Consider the following 20072-nt stretch of genomic DNA (forward strand, 5'->3'; position numbering starts at 1 on the left):
CGGACGACCATGACGTCTTCGAAGCGAAACCGCGCCGAGGCCCTGCCCCAGGACCTCCAGGAGGCACTGCGCCGCCGGCTCGCCGGACGGGCCGGCGCGGCCGGCACACCCGCCCGCAAGGGCATCCCGCGGGCGGACCGCACCCGGCCGCTGCCGCTGTCCTTCGCCCAGCAGCGGCTGTGGTTCCTGGACCGGCTGCGGCCCGGCGACGCCCGCTACAACAGCGCCGTCGCGCTGCGGCTGACCGGGACGCTCGACCACGCGGCCCTCGCCCGGGCGCTGGCCCTCGTGGTGGAGCGCCACGAGGCGCTGCGCACCACGTTCGACGAGCACGACGGCCGGCCCGTGCAGACCGTCCACCCGGCCGGGCCGGTGCCGCTGCCGGTCCGCGACCTGCCCGCGCCGGGCACCGCGGACGCGGCGGACGCCGAGCAGGCCCCGGACGCCGGGCGGCCGCGCGGCGCGCTGGACGCCGCGCTGCTGGCCGAGTACTCCCGCCCCTTCGACCTGCGCACCGGCCCGCTGCTGCGCGCCCTGCTGCTGCGCGAGACGGACACCGCGCACGTCCTGCTGCTGACGGCCCATCACATCGTCACCGACGGCTGGTCGATGGGCGTGGTCCTCCAGGAGCTGTGCACCGCCTACGACGCCCTCGTGCGGGGCGCGGCCCCCGGCCTGCCGCCGGTGGCCGCGCAGTACCCGGACTTCGCGGTGTGGCAGCGCCAGGAGCTGTCCGGCGCCCGTCTTGAGCGTCACCTCGCGTACTGGAAGGAGCACCTGTCCGGGGCCGTACCGCCCGAACTGCCGCTGGACCGCCCGCGCCGCGGCGAGGAGTCCGGGGCCGGAGCCGTGCACGCCTTCGGCGTCCCCGCGCACGTCACCGCCCGGCTGCGCGAGCTGGCGGCGGGGCGGCACACCACCCTGTTCACCGCCCTGGTCGCCGCCTGCCAGGCGCTGCTGGCCCGCTGGTCGGGACAGGACGACGTCACCGTCGGCTCCCTCACCCCCGGCCGTTCCCGCACCGACCTCGAACGGGCCGTCGGCTTCTTCGCCAACACCGTCGCCCTGCGCACCCGGGTGGAGACCACCGGCACCTTCCACGACCTGCTGACCGCCGCCGCCGACACCGTCAACGGGGCCTTCGCGCACGGCGACACCCCCTTCGAACGGCTCGTGGAGGCCGTGGGCGCGCCCCGCGAGGCCGGCCGCAACCCCCTGTTCGACGTGATGGTCCTGCTGCACCCCGAGCCGCCCGCCGCACCCGACCCGCAGGGCCTGGCCGCCGTCCCGGTCGCCGTGCCCCGGCAGGCGGCCACCTTCGACCTGAGCGTGGAGTTCGTCCCCGACGGGGACGGGCTGACCGGGCTGCTGGAGTACCGCACCGACCTGATCGGCCCGGACACCGCGCGGCGCATGGCCGACCAGCTGCTGCGGCTGCTGGAGGGCGCCGCCGCCGAACCGGACCGGCCGCTGGGCACCCTGCCCCTGCTCTCCCCGCGGGAGCTGCGCCGCGTCACCGACGAGTGGAACGCCACCGCCCGCCCGGTCCCCGACACCACCTGCCCGCGGCTCTTCGAGGAGCAGGCCGCCCGCACCCCGCACGCCACCGCCCTGGTCGCCGGCGGGGAACACCTGGACTACGCGACGCTCGACGCCCGCGCCGACCGGCTGGCCCGCCACCTCGTCGCCCGGGGCGCCGGCCCCGAGCGGCTGGTCGCGCTGCGGCTGCCGCGCACCGCCGACATGATCGTGGCGATCCTCGCCGTGTGGAAGTCCGGCGCGGGCTACCTGCCCGTCGACCTGTCCCTGCCCGAGGACCGCGTACGGTTCCTGCTCGACGACGCCCGCCCCGCGCTGGTCCTGGACGAGGCCGCGCTGCGCGCGGTGCCCGCCACCGCCCCGGACACCGGCCCGGCCGGCGCCGGCCGGCCCGCCCCGCCCGACCCGGACCACACCGCGTACGTCCTCTACACCTCCGGCTCCACCGGCCGGCCCAAGGGCGTCACCGTCACGCACCGCTCGCTGGCCAACCTGCTGGCCGCCCACCGCGAGGGGTTCGTCGCCGAGGCGGGCGGCGGGCCGCTGCGGGTGGCGCTGACCGCGTCGTTCTCCTTCGACACCTCGCTGGAGGGCGTGGTGCTGATGGCCGGCGGACACCGGCTGCACCTCGTCGACGAGGCCACCCGGCTGGACCCGGCCGCCCTGGTCGAGTACGTCGTCGCCCACCGCGTCGACTTCCTCGACCTGACCCCGTCCTACCTGCGGCAGCTGCTGCCCGCCGGGCTGCTCACCGACCCGCGCCACCGGCCGCGGGTGCTGATGCTCGGCGGCGAGGCGATCGGCCCGGCCCTGTGGCGCGAACTGGCCGCCCACGACGGCGTCGCCGCGTACAACTTCTACGGCCCCACCGAGTGCACCGTCGACGCCCTGGCCTGCCGCATCGAGGGCGACGGCCGCCCGCTGGTGGGCCGTCCGCTGCCCAACGTGCGGGCCTACGTCCTGGACGGCCGGCTCCGGCCCGTGCCGCCCGGGGTCGGCGGCGAACTGTACCTGTCGGGCGCCCAGGTGGCCCGCGGCTACGCCCGCCGCCCCGGCCTGACCGCCGCCCGTTTCGTCGCCGACCCGTTCGGGCCGCCCGGCGCGCGGATGTACCGCACCGGCGACCTGGCCCGCTGGACCGCCGACGGGCGTCTGGACTACCTCGGGCGCGCCGACGACCAGGTGAAGGTGCGCGGCCACCGCATCGAGCCGGGGGAGATCGAGGCCGCCCTCCTCGACCTGCCCGAGGTCACCGCCGCGGCCGTCGTCGCGGTGGCCGACGCGCACGGCCACACCCGCCTGGCCGCCTACGCCGTCCCCGCCGCCGGGGCCGCGCACCCCACCGCCGCCGCGCTGCGGGAGGCCTGCCGCCGGGTCCTGCCCGAGCACATGGTGCCGTCCTCCTTCACCGTGCTCGACGCCCTCCCGCTGACCACCAGCGGCAAGCTGGACCGCCGGGCCCTGCCCGCCCCCGACCTCGACACCGCCGGACGCGACAAGGAGTTCGTCGTCCCGCGCACCCCCCAGGAGATGACGCTGGCCGGCATCTGGTCCGAGGTGCTGGGCGTGCGCAGAGTCGGTGCCACCGACAACTTCTTCGAGCTGGGCGGCGACTCCATCCTCGGCATCCAGGCCGTCTCCCGCGCCCGCGCCGCCGGCCTGCACCTGACCTCGCAGGACGTCTTCCGCCACCAGACCGTCGCCGACCTGGCCGCCGCCGTGGCCCGCCGGACCGGGCCCGCCGCGCCCGCCCCCGGGCTGCCGGCGGACGACGGGCCCGCCCCGCTGACCCCCGTACAGGAGTGGTTCTTCGCCACGCACGGCCCGCTGCGGCACTTCGCCATGTCGCTCCTCCTGGATCTGCCCCACGACCTGGACGAGCCCGCCCTGGAACGGGCGCTGGAGGCGCTGGCCGCCCACCACCCGGCGCTGCGCACCCGGTTCGTCCGCACCGGCGGCACCTGGGAGCAGCACCCCGGCGCGGGCCCGGCCACCGGCCTGCTGACCCGGCACGTCCTGCCCGCCGACGGCGCCGCCGCCCCCCTCCGCGAGCGGGCCGCCGACGCCGCCCGCGCCGCCCTCGACCCGGCCGCCGGCGCCCTGCTGCGCGCCGCCCTGCTGCTGCCGGCCGGGGAGCGCCCCCAGCTCTTCCTGACGGCCCATCACCTCGCCGTCGACAGCGTCTCCTGGCGGATCCTCCTCGCCGACCTGGAACAGGCGTACCGCCAGGCGTCCGCCGGGGAACCGGTCCGGCTGGAGCCCGCCACCACACCGTTCACCGCGTGGGCCGCGCACCTGTCCCGCCGGGTCCGGGACGGCGAACTGGACGACGACCTGCCGTACTGGACCGCCGAGGCCGCCGCGCCCCGCACCCCGCTGCCCGTCGACCGGCCCGGCACGCCGTCGGCCGGATCGGTGCGCACGGTGCGGACCCGCGTCGACCGCGCCACCACCGGGGCACTGCTGCGCCGGGTGCCCGGCGTCTACCGCACCCAGGTCAACGACGTCCTGCTCAGCGCGCTGGGCCGGGTGCTCGCCGACTGGGCGGGCACCGCGCACGTGACCGTCGCCCTGGAGGGGCACGGCCGCGAGGACGACACCGTCGACCTGTCCCGCACGGTGGGCTGGTTCACCACTCAGTACCCCGTCACCCTCACCCCGGCCGGGCCGTCCGCCGCGCCGGACTGGGCCGCCACCCTGAAGGCCGTCAAGGAGCGCCTGCGCGCCGTGCCCCGGCGCGGCCTCGGCTACGAGGCACTGGCCCGGCTCGGCTCGCCCGACCCGGCCGCCCGCGCCCTGCGGGACGTGCCCCTGCCGCAGGTGTCGTTCAACTACCACGGGCAGTGGGACGGCTCCGCCGGGCGGGACTTCGCCCCGGCCGCCGACGTGCCCGGCCGGGACGTCGCCGCCGACGAGCCGCTCGACCACCTGCTGGACGTCACCGCCGTGGTCGCCGACGGCGAACTGGAGATCACCTGGCACTACAGCGACCAGGTGCACGACGAGGACACCGTCCGCGCGCTCGCCGACGCCATGACCGGCGCGCTCACCGCGATCACCGAGCACTGCGCCCGGCCGGACGCCGGCGGCCGCACCCCCTCCGACTTCCCCCTGGCCCGCCTGGACCAGGCCGGCGTGGACCGGCTGGCCGGCGACGGCCGCGGCGTCGAGGACATCCTGCCGCTGACCCCGCTCCAGGAGGGCATGCTCTTCCACCGCCTGGTCGGCGGCGACGACGACGTCTACGTCGACCAGGCCGCCCTGCTGCTGGACGGCGTCGCCGACCCGCACGCCTTCGCGCTCGCCTGGCAGCGCGTCACCGACCGCACGCCCGCCCTGCGCACCTCGGTGGTGTGGGAGGACGTGCCCGTGCCCCTCCAGGTCGTGCACCGCGAGGTGCGCGTGCCCGTCACCCACCTGGACTGGCGGGAGACGGACCCGGACGGGCGCGCCGAGCGGCTGGCGCGGCTGCGCGCCGACGACCTGGCGCGCGGCATCGACCTCGGCACGGCCCCGCTGATGCGGCTCACCCTGGTCCGGCTGCCCGACGCCCGGCTGCACCTGCTGTGGACCTCCCACCACCTGATCCTGGACGGCTGGAGCCTGGCCCAGGTCCTCACCGAGGTCACCGAGGAGTACGCGGCCCTCATTGCCGGGGCCGAGGCGAGCCCGCCCGCGCGCCGCCCCTTCGGCGACTACGTGCGCTGGCTGGCCGGACAGGACACCGCCGCCGTCCGCGCGCACTGGAGCACGGTCCTCGACGGGTTCGCCACCCCCACCCCGCTGCCCGCCGACCGCCCCCTGCGCGAGACGCACGCGGCCCGCTCCGCCGCCGTCCACACCGCCGCCCTGCCCGAGGCGGCGTCCGCCGCGCTGGCCGCCACCGCCCGGCAGGCCGGACTCACCGTCAACACGGTGGTGCAGGGCGCCTGGGCGCTGCTGCTGGCCCGCTACAGCGGGGAGACGGACGTGGTGTTCGGCACCACCGTGTCCGGACGCCCCGACGACCTGCCGGGCGCCGAGTCGATGGTCGGCATGTTCATCAACACCGTGCCCACGCGCGTCCACGTCGACCGGCGCCGCACCACCGCCGACTGGCTGCGCGACCTCCAGCGGGCGCAGGCCGAGTCGCGGCGCTTCGCCGCCGTCTCCCTGGCCGAGCTGACCGCGCTGAGCGACGTGCCGTCCGGCACCCCGCTGTTCCACAGCATGGTCGCCTTCGAGAACTACCCCTTCGACGAGGCCCGCACCGCGGGCTCCGGGGTGCGCCTGGCGGAGGTCACCTCCCGCGACGCCACCAACTACCCCCTCGTCCTGCGCGCCCACCAGGGCGAACGGCTCGGCTTCGACCTGGCCTACGACCCGGACCTGTTCGACGAGGTTACGGTCCGCTCGCTCGCCGACCGCCTGCGCCTGCTGCTGACGGAGATCGCCGACGGGCCCGACCGCCCGCTGCGCGCCCTGGCCTGGACGACCGCCGGGGAGCGGCGGCGGATGCTGGCCGACTGGAACGGCACCGCCCACGGCCGCCCCGCCGAGACCCTGGTCGACCTGTTCGAGGCGCAGGCCGCCCGCACTCCCGGCGCGATCGCCGTCACCTGCGGCGACGACCGGCTCGACTACGCCGCGCTCGACGCGGCGGCCGGCCGCCTCGCCCACCGGCTCGCCGAGGCCGGGGCGGGCCCCGAACGCCACGTCGCGCTCGCCCTGCCCCGCTCCACGGACCTGGTCGTGGCGGTCCTCGCCGTGCTGAAGACGGGCGCCGCCTACCTGCCGATCGACCCGAAGCTGCCCGCCGAGCGCGTCGCCCACCTGCTGACCGACGCCGCGCCGGTCCTCCTCGTCACCGGCGGGGAGACGGCCGTACGGGCCGCCGGCACGGGCGTGCCCGCCGCCGGCGCCTTCGAGGACCTGCCCGGCACCGGTGTCCCCGTCCTCGCCCTGGACGACCCCGCCGTACGCGACGACCTCGCCCGCCGCCCCGCGAGCGGCCCGCCGGCGGCCCGCCGCCCCCTGCCGGAGAACGCCGCCTACACCATCTACACCTCCGGCTCCACGGGCCGCCCCAAGGGCGTCGTCGTACCGCACGCCAACGTGGTCCGGCTGTTCACCCGCACCCGCGACTGGTTCCGTTTCGACGAGCACGACGTGTGGACGCTGTTCCACTCCTACGCCTTCGACTTCTCGGTGTGGGAACTGTGGGGCGCGCTGCTGCACGGCGGCCGGCTGGTGGTCGTCCCCGACGACACCGCCCGCTCCCCGGAGGACTTCCTGCGGCTGCTCGCCGACGAACGGGTCACCGTCCTCAACCAGACCCCGTCCGCCTTCTACCCGCTGATCCGCGCCGACGCCGAGCACCCGGAGCTCGGCGGGCGGCTGGCCCTGCGCACGGTCGTCTTCGGCGGCGAGGCGCTGGACGTCACCCGGCTCGCCGACTGGTACGCGCGCCACCCGGACACCGCCCCGCGCCTGGTCAACATGTACGGCATCACCGAGACGACCGTGCACGTCACCCACGCGCCCCTGGACCGTGCGACGGCCGCCGCGGGCACCGCCAGCCCCATCGGCACCGGCATACCGGACCTGCGGATCTACGTCCTCGACGGCGACCTGGCCCCCGTACCGCCCGGCGCCGTGGGCGAGATGTACGTGGCGGGGGAGGGCCTGGCCCGCGGCTACCTCGGCCGCCCCGGCCTGACCGCGTCCCGGTTCCCCGCCGACCCGTTCGGCCGGCCCGGCAGCCGCATGTACCGCACCGGCGACCGCGCCCGGTGGCGGGCCGACGGCACCCTGGAGTACCTCGGCCGCGCCGACCAGCAGGTGAAGATCCGCGGCTACCGCATCGAGCCCGGCGAGATCGAGGCCGCCCTGCACACCCACCCGGGCGTCGGCGCCGCCGCGGTCGGCGTGTACGAGGACGGCTCCGGAACGCGGCGGCTGGTCGCCCACGTCGTCGGCGCGGACGGGCACACCGGCCCGCCGTCCGCCGCCGACCTGCGCGCCCACCTGGAGCGCCTGCTGCCCGCCCACATGGTGCCCGCCGCCTACGTCCCGATGGCGGCGCTGCCCCTCACCGTCAACGGCAAGCTCGACCGGCGCGCGCTGCCCGCCCCCGGACCGGACGGGTTCGCCTCCGGCGCCGACCGCAGCGCACCGCGCACCCCCGCCGAACGCGCCGTCGCCGCCGCCTGGACGGACGTCCTGGACACGGACGAGGTGGGCACCGGCGACGACTTCTTCGCCCTTGGCGGCGACTCGATCCTCGCCGTGCGCGTCACCTCCCGGCTGCGCGCGGCCTTCGGACCCGACGTCTCCCCGCGGCTGCTGTTCACCCACCCCAGGCTGGCCGACCTGGCCGCCGCCCTCGGCGACCCGGACCCGCACCGGGCGGCGGAGGTCATCCCGGCCGCGGACCCGGACGCCCCGGTGCCGCTGTCGTACGCGCAGCAGCGCCTGTGGTTCCTGGACCGCTTCGAGCCGGGCAGCACCGAGTACACGACGCTGTCCGTGCTGCGGCTGCGCGGCCGGCTCGACGAGGCGGCCCTGCGCACCGCCCTGGACGGCCTGGTGGCCCGGCACGAGGCGCTGCGCACCACCTTCGCCGACCGGGACGGGCAGGCACGGCAGACCGTGCACCCGCCGCACCCGGTGGAGCTGCCGGCCGACGACCTCACCGGCGGCGGCCCCGGGGTGCTGGACGCCCTCCTGGAGCGCGAGGCCGCCACCCCCTTCGACCTGGCCCGCGGCCCCCTGCTGCGGGCCCGCCTGGCCCGGCTCGCCGCCGACGAGCACGTCCTGGTCCTGGCCGTCCACCACATCGTCACCGACGGCTGGTCCGTCGGCGTGCTCGGCCGGGACCTCGCCGAGCTGTACACGGCGGCCCACGAGCACCGCGCGCCCCGGCTGCCCGCGCTGCGCGTGCGGTACGCCGACTACGCCGCCTGGCAGCGCGCCCGCACCGACCTCGCCGAGAAGCAACTCGCCTACTGGCGCGACGCGCTGGAAGGACTGGCCCCGCTGGAGCTGCCGACCGACCGGCCGCGCCCCGCCGTCCGCACCCGCGACGGCGCCCTGGTCACCTTCCACCTGCCCGCCGCGCTCACCGACCGGCTGCGGGAGACCGGCCGGGACGCCGACGCCACCCTGTACATGACCCTGCTGGCGGCCTGCACGGTGCTGCTGGCCCGCTGGGCGGACCAGGAGGACGTCGCGGTCGGCACCGTCGCCGCGGGCCGGGAACAGCCCGAACTGCACGACGTGGTCGGCATGTTCGTCAACACCCTGGTGCTGCGCAGCCGGGTGCGGCCGGACATGACGTTCCGTCAGCTCCTGGGCGACGTCCGCACCGCCGTCCTGGAGGCGTTCGCCCACCAGGAGGTGCCCTTCGAACGGCTGGTGGACGCCCTCCGGCCCGAGCGCGACACCAGCCGCACCCCCCTGTTCCAGGTCATGGTGGCGCTGCACAACCTGGGCGCCGAGACCCCCCGCCTGCCCGGCCTGGACGTCGAACCGGTGACGCCGCCGGTCCGGCACGCCACCTACGACCTCGCCTTCGACTTCGTCGAGCGCGACGGAGGCGTCACCGGCTACCTGGAGTACAACACCGGCCTGTTCGACGCCGCCACCGCCGAACGCCTGGCCGCACAGCTCGGGCTGCTGCTGGAGGCCGCCGCCGAGCACCCCGACCGGGCCACCGGCGCGCTGCCGCTGATGACCGGCGCCGAACGGCGGCGGGTGCTGGAGGAGTGGCAGGGCGAGCGGCTGCCGGTGCCCGCCGCCACCTTCCCGGCCCTGTTCGAGGCACAGGCCGCCCGCACCCCGCACGCCACCGCCCTGGTCGCCCGCGACGCCACCCTCGGCTTCGCCGCCCTCAACGACCGCGCCAACCGGCTGGCCCACCACCTCATCGCCCGGGGCGTCGGCGCGGAACGCGTGGTCGCCGTCCGGCTGCCGCGCACCTCCGACGCGTACGTGGCGCTGCTCGCCGTCCTCAAGGCCGGCGGCACCCTGCTGGCCCTCGACCCGGACCTGCCCGAGGAGCGCGTCGCGTTCCTCCTGCGGGACGCCGCCCCGCACACCGTGCTCACGGCGGACGCCCTGCGCGAGGTGCCCTGGGACCGGCTGCCCGCCCACGACCCGGCCGACGCCGACCGCACCGCTCCGCTGCGCCCGGAGAACACCGCGTACGTCGTCTACACCTCCGGCTCCACCGGCCGGCCCAAGGGCGTCGCGGTCGAACACCGCCAGCTCGTCAACCTCTGCCACGACCACCGCGAAGGACTCGTCGCCCCGCACACCGCCGACGGGCACCGGCTGCGCGCCGCGCTCAGCGCGTCCTTCGCCTTCGACACCTCCTGGGAGGGGCCGCTGCTGCTCGCCCTCGGCCAGGAGGTCCACCTGGTCGACGAGGACGTGCGCCTGGACCCCGACGCGTTCTGCGCCCTGGTCGACGAACGCCGCCTGGACCTGGTGAACGTCACCCCGTCCTTCCTGCGCGAGCTCACCGCCGCCGGACTCCTCGCCCCCGGCCGCCACCACCCCCGGCTGCTGCTCGTCGGCGGCGAGGCGGTCCCCGCCGCCGCCTGGCGCGACCTGGGCGACGCCGAACGCGGCCTCGGCATCGCCGTGTACAACATGTACGGCCCCACCGAGTGCACCGTCGACGCCGCCTACGGCCGCCCCGCCGACCGCCCCGACCGCCCGGTCATCGGCCGCCCGGGCCGCAACCTGCGCGCCTACGTCCTCGACGGCGCGCTGCGGCCCGTCCCGCCCGGCGTCCCCGGCGAGCTGTACCTGGCCGGCGCCCAGGTCGCCCGCGGCTACCTGAACCGGCCCGGCCTGACCGCGGCCCGCTTCCTCCCCGACCCGTTCGGCGCGCCGGGGGAGCGGATGTACCGCACCGGCGACCGGGCCCGCCGGGACGACCGCGGCCTGCTGGAGTTCCTGGGCCGCGTCGACGACCAGGTCAAGATCCGCGGGTTCCGCGTCGAGCCCGGCGAGGTGGAGGCCGCGCTCCTCGCCCACCCGGACGTCACCGAGGCCGCGGTCGCCGTCCGCGAGCACGCCGGCCGGCCGGTGCTCGTGGCGTACGTCGTGCCCACCGCGGACCGCACCCCGCCGTCCGCCGACGCGCTGCGGGTCGCGCTGCGCAGGACGCTGCCGGACCACATGGTGCCCGCCGCGTTCGTGCCGCTGGCCCGCATCCCGCGCACCAGCAGCGGCAAGACCGACCGGCGCGCCCTGCCCGCCCCGCCGGAGCAGCCCGACAGCGGCACGGCGTACGTGGCCCCGCGCCCGGGCACCGAGGAGCGCCTGGCCGCGATCTGGGCGGAGGTCCTCGGCGTCGCCCGCGTCGGCGCGCGGGACAACTTCTTCGCCCTCGGCGGCGACTCGATCCTCAGCATCCAGATCGTCTCCCGGGCCCGGCAGGCCGGACTCGCCCTGACCACCAAGGACGTCTTCCGCCACCAGACGGTCGCCGAACTCGCCCTGTGCGCCACCGGCTCCGCCCCCCGCCCGGCGGGGACGCCCGACGGCCCGGAGCCCGCCGAGGCGCCGCTCACCCCGATCCAGCGCTGGTACCTCGACGGCCGCCGCCCCGGCGACCCGCTGCGCTTCACCATGACCCAGCGCCTGGAACTCGCCCCCGGCACCGACCCGGCCGCCCTGCGCCGGGCCGTCGAGGCGCTGCTGCGCCACCACCCGGCGCTGCGCACCCGCTTCCGCCGCACCGAGGACGGCTGGCGCCAGGAGGTCCTGCCGGACGCGCCGGACGGCGTGTTCACCCGGCACGACCTGGCCGACGCCGACCTGGCGGCCGCGGAGGCGCGGGTGCAGCGCGCGACGGACACGGCCCAGGCCTCCCTCGACCCCACCGAGGGCAGGGTCGTCCGGGTCCTGCACTTCGACGGCGGCCCGCACCGCCCCGCCCAACTCGTCGTCACCGTCCACCACTTGGTGGTCGACGGCGTCTCCTGGCGGATCCTGCTCGCCGACCTGGAGGCCGCCCACCGGGCCGCCGCCGACGGCCGGCCCGTCGAACTGCCCCCGACGGGCACCTCGTTCGGCCACTGGGCGGCCCGCCTGGAGCGGCACACCCGCTCCGGCGCCCTGGACGCCGACCTCCCGTACTGGCAGCGCACCGGCACCGCCCCGGCGGACCTGCCGCCCGGCCGCCCCGGCCCCGACACCCACGGCACCGCCGCCACCGTCACCGTGCGCCTGACCGCCGAGGACACCGAGGCCCTGCTGCGCCGGGTCCCCGAGGCGTACCGCACGCAGGTCAACGACGTGCTGCTCAGCGCCCTGGGCCGCACCCTGGCCCGCTGGTGCGGACGCGACACCGTGCTGGTCGGCGTGGAGGGCCACGGCCGCGAGGACCTCTTCGACGACGTGGACCTGTCCCGCACCGTCGGCTGGTTCACCGCCGAGTTCCCCCTCGCCCTGCGCGTCGCGCCCGACGCCGGGTGGCACGACACCCTGCGGGCCGTCAAGGAACAGCTGCGGGCCGTGCCGCTGCGGGGCCTCAGCCACGGCGCGCTGCGCCACCTGCTGCCGGACAGCCCCCTGGCCGGCGCCCCGCACCCGCGGGTCGGCTTCAACTACCACGGCCGGTGGGACGCGGGCCGCGGCACCGGCGACGGCCTGTACCGCGCCGCCCTGCCGCCGGCCGGCCGCGACACCGACCCGGACGAGCCCCGCCCCTACCTGCTGGACATCACCGGCGCCGTCCAGGACGGCCGGCTGGAGCTCGGCTGGACCTACCCGCCGGCCGTGTACGACGAGCCGGTCGTCCGGCGGCTCGCCGAGGAGATGTGCGCGGCGCTGCGCGAGATCGTCGCGCACTGCGCCCGCCCGGACGCCGGCGGCCGGACCCCGTCCGACTTCCCGCTCGCCCGCCTCGCCCAGGACCGGCTCGACCGGCTGATCGGCGACGGGCGGGGCGTGGCCGACGTCCTGCCGCTGACCCCGCTCCAGTCCGGCATGCTCTTCCACGGCCTGGTCGACGACGCCGGGGCCTACTTCGACCGGACGGCGGTCCGGCTGTCCGGGGTGGCCGACCCGGCGGCGTTCGCGGCGGCCTGGCAGCGGGTCGCCGACCGCACCCCGGCGCTGCGCACCTCCGTCCACTGGCAGGGCCTGCCGCACCCGGTGCAGGTCGTCCACGACCGCGCCGAGCTGCCCGTCACCCACCTGGACTGGCGGCACCTCACCGACGAGGGACGCGCGGCGGCGACCGAGCGGCTGCTCGCCGAGGACCGCGCCGCCGGCATGGACCTGACCCGCGCGCCCCTCACCCGTGTCACGCTCGCCGCGCTGCCCGGCGACGAGGTCCTGCTGCTGTGGTCCACCCACCACCTGATCCTGGACGGCTGGAGCACGGCGCACCTGCTCACCGAGGTGTGCGAGGCGTACGCCGCGCTCACCGGCGGCCCGCAGGCCGCCCCGCCCGTCCGGCGCCCGTTCGCGGACTTCCTGCGCTGGCTGGACGCCCAGGACACCGGCGCGGCCGAACGGTACTGGGCCGACGCCCTGGCCGGTGTCACCGCCCGCACCCCGCTGCCCTACGACCGCACGCCCGCCGAGGCGCACCGCGCCCGCTCCGGGGCGGCCGTGACCCGCGAGCTCGACGCGGACGTCTCGCGGCGGCTGCGGGAGACGGCCGCCCGCGCCGGACTGACCGTCAACACCGTGGTGCAGGGCGCCTGGGCGCTGCTGCTGGCCCGGTACGGCGGGCAGCGCGACGTGGTGTTCGGCACCACCGTCTCCGGCCGCCCCGCCGACCTGCCGGGCGTGGAGTCCATGGTCGGCATGTTCATCAACACCGTGCCGACCCGGGTGAGGGTGCCCGGGAGCGGCGGCGTGCTGCCGTGGCTGCGCGCCGTGCAGGAGGAGCAGAGCGACGCCCGGCGCTTCGACTGGCTCGCGCTGCCCCGCATCCAGGCCCTGAGCGGCGTCCCGGCCGGGGACGCGCTGTTCGACAGCATGGTCGTCTTCGAGAACTACCCCGTCGACGCGTCCGCCACGGCCCGCACCGGCGTCCGAGTCGAGGAGGTCCGCGCCGACGACGCCACCACCTTCCCGCTGTGCCTGCGCGCCCACCTCGCCGACCGGCTCGGCTTCGACCTGGCCTACGACACGGCGCTGTTCGACCGGGACACCGTGGAGCGCGCCGCCGCCCGCCTGGCCGCCCTGCTCACCGCCCTGGCCGACGGCGCCGACGGCGACGTGGCCGGGCTGGACCTGCTGACCCCGGCCGACCGGGCCCTCCTGGACACGTGGAACGCCCCCGCGCGGCGGGCGGCGCCCGCCTCGCCGGTGGACCTGTTCGCCGAGCAGGTGCGCCGCACCCCGGACGCGGTCGCGCTGCGCGACGGCGACCGGCGGCTGACGTACCGCGAGCTCGCCGACTGGTCGGACCGGCTGGCGGCCCGGCTGCTGGCCGGCGGCCTCGCCCCGGAGGACCGGGTCGCCCTGCTCATGGACCGCTCCGCCGAACTCGTGGCCGCCCAGCTCGCCGTCCTCAAGGCCGGCGGCGCCTACGTACCGGTGGACACCCGCGCCCCCGAGGACCGCCGCCGCACCCTGCTCGCCAGGGCGGACGCCGGGGTCCGGCTGACCGCCGGGGAGGTCGCCGCGGCCCGGCAGGCAGCCCCGGCCGGCGAGGCGGCAGCCCCGGCCGGCGGACCGGTCCTCCCGCCCGCCGACCCCGACCGCCTCGCCTACGTGATGTTCACCTCCGGTTCCACCGGCGAGCCCAAGGCGGTCGCGGTGCGCCACCGGGACGTGGCGGCGCTGGCCACCGACAGCCGCTTCGGCGGGGGCGTGTGCGCCCGGGTGCTGCTGCACTCGCCGGTGGCGTTCGACGCCGCGACCTTCGAGGTGTGGGCGCCGCTGCTGGGCGGCGGCTGCGTCGTGGTCGCCCCCGACGGCCCGCTGGACGCGGCCCTGCTGCGCACCCTGGCCCGCGAGGACGGGCTGACGGCGCTGTGGCTGACCGCCGGCCTGTTCCGGCTGCTGGCGCAGGACGCGCCGGACTGCTTCGCCGGGCTGCGGCAGGTGTGGACCGGCGGTGACGTGGTCCCGGCGGCGGCCGTGCGCCGGGTGCTCGCCGCCTGCCCCGGCCTGACCGTGGTGGACGGCTACGGGCCGACCGAGACGACGACCTTCGCGACGTCCCACGCCCTGACCGACCCGGCGGCGGTCCCGGACACCGTGCCCATCGGCCGGCCCCTGGACGACCTGCGGGTGCACGTCCTCGACGCCCGGCTGCGCCCCGTCCCGCCGGGCTGCGCGGGCGAGCTGTACGTGGCCGGCGAGGGCGTGGCCCGCGGCTACCTGGGCAGGCCCGGCGAGACCGCGGCCCGGTTCCTCGCGGACCCGTCCGGCCCGCCCGGGGAGCGGATGTACCGCACCGGCGACCTGGCCCGGCGCCGCCCGGACGGCACGGTGGAGTTCCTGGGCCGCGCCGACGACCAGGTCAAGATCCGCGGGTTCCGCGTCGAACCCGGCGAGGTGGAGGCCGCCCTGGCGGCCGCCCCGGGGGTCGCGGACGTGGCGGTCCTGGCCCGCGAGGACCGCCCGGGCGGCCGGCGCCTGGTGGCGTACGTGGTCGGCCCGGCCGGCGACGACCTGCCCGGCCTGCTGGCGTTCGCCCGCCGTACCCTGCCCGACTACCTCGTCCCCGCGGCGTTCGTCCCGCTGGCGGCCCTGCCGCTGAGCGGCAACGGCAAGGTGGACCGGGCCGCGCTCCCGGCCCCCGCCCCCGAGGCGGGCACGGACCCCGGCGCGGCGCGGACCGCGCCGCGCACCGAGGCCGAGCGCCGCACGGCCGACGTCTTCGCCGAGGTGCTGGGCACCGAACCGCCCGGCGTGGAGGACGACTTCTTCCGGCTGGGCGGCGACTCCATCCTCAGCATCCGCCTCGCCGCCCGCCTGTCCGAGGCGTTCGGCACGGAGCTGTCGCCGCGGGCCGTGTTCACCCACCCCACCCCGGCCGGGCTCGCCGCCCTGCTCGCCCGGACGCCGTCCGGCGGCACCCCCGGGCGGCCCGGCATCGTCCCGGTCGCCCGCGACACCGCGGCCCCCATGTCGTACGCCCAGCAACGCCTGTGGTTCCTGGAGGAGTTCGCGCCCGGCGGCGCCGAGTACGTCACCGCGCTCGCGCTGCGGCTGCGCGGCGCGCTCGACACCCGGGCCCTGGCCGCGGCACTGCGCGCGCTGGTCGCCCGGCACGAGTCGCTGCGCACCACCTTCGACTCGGTGGACGGCCACGGCGTGCAGATCGTGCATCCGCCGCAGGACGTGCCGCTGCCGCTGCACGACCTGGCCGCCCTCCCCGAACCGGACCGCACGGCCCGGCTGGAGGCCCTGCTGGCCGACGACCGCACCCGCCCGTTCGACCTGCGCCGCGGCCCGCTGCTGCGCACCGCGCTGGTCCGGCTCGCCGACGACGACCACGTGCTCGCGCTGACGCTGCACCACATCGTCACCGACGGCTGGTCGACGGCCGTGCTCACCGGCGACCTCGCCCACCTGTACCGGGCCGAGACGGGTGCCGGGGACGGGGAGCTGCCGCCGCTGCCGGTGCAGTACGCCGACTACGCCCACTGGCAGCGCACCGCGGGCGCGGCCGGCGACCAGCTCGCCTACTGGAAGGAGCGGCTGGCCGGCGTCGAACCGCTGGACCTGCCCACCGACCGGCCGCGCCCGGCGGTGCGCACCCGCTCGGGCGCCACCGCCCGGCTCTCCCTGCCGCCGCACACCGCCCGCCGCCTCGCGCAGGTCGGCCGGGACCGGGGCACCACCCTGTTCACCACGCTCGTGGCCGCCGCGCAGACCTACCTCGCGCGGCTGTCCGGCGGACGGGACATCGCCGTCGGCACCGTCACCTCCGGCCGGGACCGGGCCGAGACCCAGCGCCTGATCGGGTTCTTCGTCAACACCCTGGTGCTGCGCTCGCGGGTCGAGCCCGAGCGGCCGTTCCCCGCGTTCCTCGCCGACGTGCGCGCCACGGTCCTGGACGCCTTCGCGCACCAGGAGGTGCCGTTCGAGCAGGTCGTGGACGAGGTGCAGCCGGTGCGCGACACCAGCCGCACCCCGCTGTTCCAGGTGATGGTGGTCCTGCAGAACACCCCGGCCGCCGGCCTGGACCTGCCCGGCCTGGAGGTCACCGACGTCGAGACGGACCTGCGGCACGCGGCGTTCGACCTCACCCTGGAGTTCGCCGAGACCCCCTCCGGGGCCCTGGACGGCCTGCTCACCTACAACACCGACCTGTTCGACGCGGCCACCGCCGAGCGCATGGCCGGCCAGCTCGCCACACTGCTCACCGCCGTCGCCGAGGACCCCGACCGTCCGCTGGGCGCCCTGCCGCTGGCTTCCGAGGAGACGCTGCGGGGCGTCCTGGAGCAGGGCCGGGGCACGGCCCGGCCGGTGCCGGCGGCGACCCTGCCCGAGCTGTTCGAACGGCAGGCCGCCCGCACCCCCGACGCGCCCGCCCTGGCCGACGGCGCCCGGCAGTGGACGTACGCCGAGGTCGACCGGTGGGCCAACCGGCTCGCGCACCGGCTCATCGGCCTCGGCGTCGGCCCCGAGCGCGTCGTCGCCCTCGCCCTGCCCCGCTCCGCCGAGACGGTCGTCGCGCAGCTCGCGGTCGCCAAGGCCGGCGGCGCCTTCCTGCCCGTCGCCCCCGACTACCCCGAGCAGCGGCGGGAGTTCATGCTGCGCGACGCCGGCGCCCACCTGGTGCTGGCCGACCCGGCGGAGGTCCGGGACGCCGCCGGGCCCGGCACGGCCCCCACCGACGCCGACCGCACCGCCGCCCTCACCCCCGACCACCCCGCCTACGTCATCTACACCTCCGGGTCCACCGGAACCCCCAAGGGCGTGGTCGTGCCGCACCGCGGACTGGCCGGGTTCGCCGCCGCCGCGGCCGAACGCTACGCGGCCGGCCCCGGCGACCGGGTGCTCCAGTTCGCCTCGCCCAGCTTCGACGCCTCCGTCCTGGAGCTGTGCGTGTCCCTGCTCGGCGGCGCCACGCTCGTCACCGGCGAGGAAGGACCGCTGGTCGGGGAGCGGCTGGCCGAGGTCCTCGCCGGACGGCGGATCAGCCACGCGCTGATCCCGCCCGCCGCCCTGGCCACCGTCGACCCCGGCACGTCCGGCGCCCTGCCCGAGCTGCGGACCCTGATCGTCGGCGCCGAGGCGTGCCCCGCGGACCTGGTGGAGCGGTGGGCCCCCGGCCGCCGCATGATCAACTCCTACGGCCCCACCGAGGCCACCGTCGTCGCCACCTGGACCGGCCCGCTGACCCCGGGCGCGGGCGTCCCGCCGATCGGCCGCCCGGCCGGCGCCACCCGCGTCCACGTCCTCGACCATGCCCTGCGGCCCGTCCCGCCCGGCGTCACCGGCGAGCTGTACGTGGCCGGACCCGGCCTCGCCCGCGGCTACCTGAACCGCCCGGGCCTGACCGCGCGGCGGTTCGTCGCCGACCCGTTCGGCGCGCCGGGGGAGCGGATGTACCGCACCGGCGACCTGGCCCGCTGGGACGCCGCCGGGCAGCTCGTCTTCGCCGGACGGGCCGACGACCAGGTCAAGCTGCGCGGCTTCCGCATCGAACCGGGCGAGATCGAGAGCGCCCTGCGCCGCCACCCCCGGGTGCGCGACGCGGTGGCCGTGGTCCGCGCCGACGGCCCCGGACGGCTCGTGGCCTACGTCGTCCCCGCCGAGGGCACCCAGGACGGGCCGGACCCGGCGGACCTGCGCGAGCACCTGGCCGGGCTGCTGCCGCCGTACATGGTCCCGTCGGCGTTCGTGGCGCTGGAGCGCCTGCCGCTCACCCCGAACGGCAAGACCGACCGGCGGGCCCTGCCCGAACCGGGACCGGCGCAGACCGCCGCCGGGCCGCGCACCGCGCCGCGCACCGACACCGAACGCCGTGTCGCCCGCATCTGGGCCGACGTCCTCGGGGTGGACGAGGTCGGCGCGCACGACAACTTCTTCCACCTCGGCGGCGACTCGATCCTCACCATGCAGGTGGTGTCCCGGCTCCGGCGGGAGGGCCTGCACGTGGCCACCCGCGACCTGTTCACCCACCAGACCGTCGCCGAGCTGGCCGCCGTCGCCGGCTCCGCGCCGCAGCGCGCCGAGGACGGCCCGGTCACCGGTGACGTGCCGCTGACCCCCATCCAGGAGTGGTTCCTGACCACGCCGCGGGCGAGCCACGACCACTTCAACCAGTCGGCCCTGTGGGAGCTCGACGGCCCGCCCGACCCGGCAGCCCTGCGGACGGCCCTGGCGGCGCTCCTCGACCACCACGACGCGCTGCGCATGCGCTTCACCCGGGACGCCGGCGGCTGGCACCAGTTCAACCCGCCGCCGGGCGACGCCGAGCCCGTCCTCGACCACCACGACCTGGCCGGACTGTCCGCCGCGGCGGCGGACGCGGCCCTGCGCGAGGCCGCCGACGAGCTGCACGCCGGCTTCGACCTCGGGCGGGGACCGCTGCTGAAGGCCGCCCTGTTCACCGGGGACCCCGGCCGCCCGGCCTTCCTCCTCCTGGTCGCCCACCACCTGGTGATCGACGCCGTGTCCTGGCGGATCCTGCGCGACGACCTGGAGGCCGGCTACGCGCAGGCCCGGCGGGGCGAGCCGGTGGCCCTGGGGGAGCGCACCACCTCCTTCCGCGACTGGGCCCGCAGGCTCGCCGCGCACGTCGCCGACGGCGGCCTGGACCACGAGCTGCCGTACTGGGAGGAGACGGTGGCCGCCGCCCCGCCCCCGGCGGCCGGCGCGGACACGCCCCCGGCGGACGCGGGAGAGACCCGCGCCCTCACCGTCGAGCTGGACGAGGAGGACACCGAAGCCCTGCTGCGGGCCGCGCCGGGCGCCTACCGCACCCGCGTCAACGACGTCCTGCTGGCCGCCCTCGCGCTGGCGCTGGCCCGCTGGACGGGCGGCGACCGGGTCCGCCTGGACCTGGAGGGCCACGGCCGGGAGGACGTGCTCGACGACGTCGACCTGTCCCGCACGGTCGGCTGGTTCACCACCGTCCACCCGGTCGCGCTCCGGGTGGACGACCCCGGCGACCTCGCCGCGGACCGCGACTGGCGCGCCCTGGTGAAGTCGGTCCGCCGCCAGCTGCGCGCGGTCCCCGGCAACGGACTGGGCTTCGGCGCCCTGCGCACCTTCGGCCCGCCCGAGGTGCGCGAACGCCTCGGCGCGGCGGCGCACAGCCAGGTGGTGTTCAACTACCTCGGCCAGTGGGACGCCCGCGCCGCCTCCGGCGACGGCGGCCCCGGCGGCGGCCTGGTCCGCGCCGAGCACGGCTCCTGCGGCCGGGACCACGACCCCCGGGACGGCGGCTCGCACCCGCTGGAGGTGGTGGGCGCGGTGCAGGACGGCCGTCTGGCCTTCACCTGGCACCACCGCGCCGACGTCCACGACCCGGCCGGCGTACGGCGCGCCGCCGCCGACTTCGCCGAGGCCCTGCGCCACATCGCCCGGCACGCCCGGAGCCGCCGGTGACGCCC

The 20072-nt window shown here is 77.6% G+C and carries 1 protein-coding gene; it reads left to right on the top strand.

The window, feature by feature from the left end; genetic code table 11:
* Window positions 1–9: 9 nt before the first annotated feature.
* Complete coding sequence (locus tag ACIF8T_RS27820) at window positions 10–20067, top strand: non-ribosomal peptide synthase/polyketide synthase (protein ID WP_400038841.1); 20058 nt, start codon at window positions 10–12, stop codon at window positions 20065–20067.
* The last annotated feature ends 5 nt before the right edge of the window (window positions 20068–20072 follow it).

The sequence above is a fragment of the Streptomyces sp. NPDC085946 genome, from assembly GCF_044540485.1.
GTDB lineage: Bacteria > Actinomycetota > Actinomycetes > Streptomycetales > Streptomycetaceae > Streptomyces.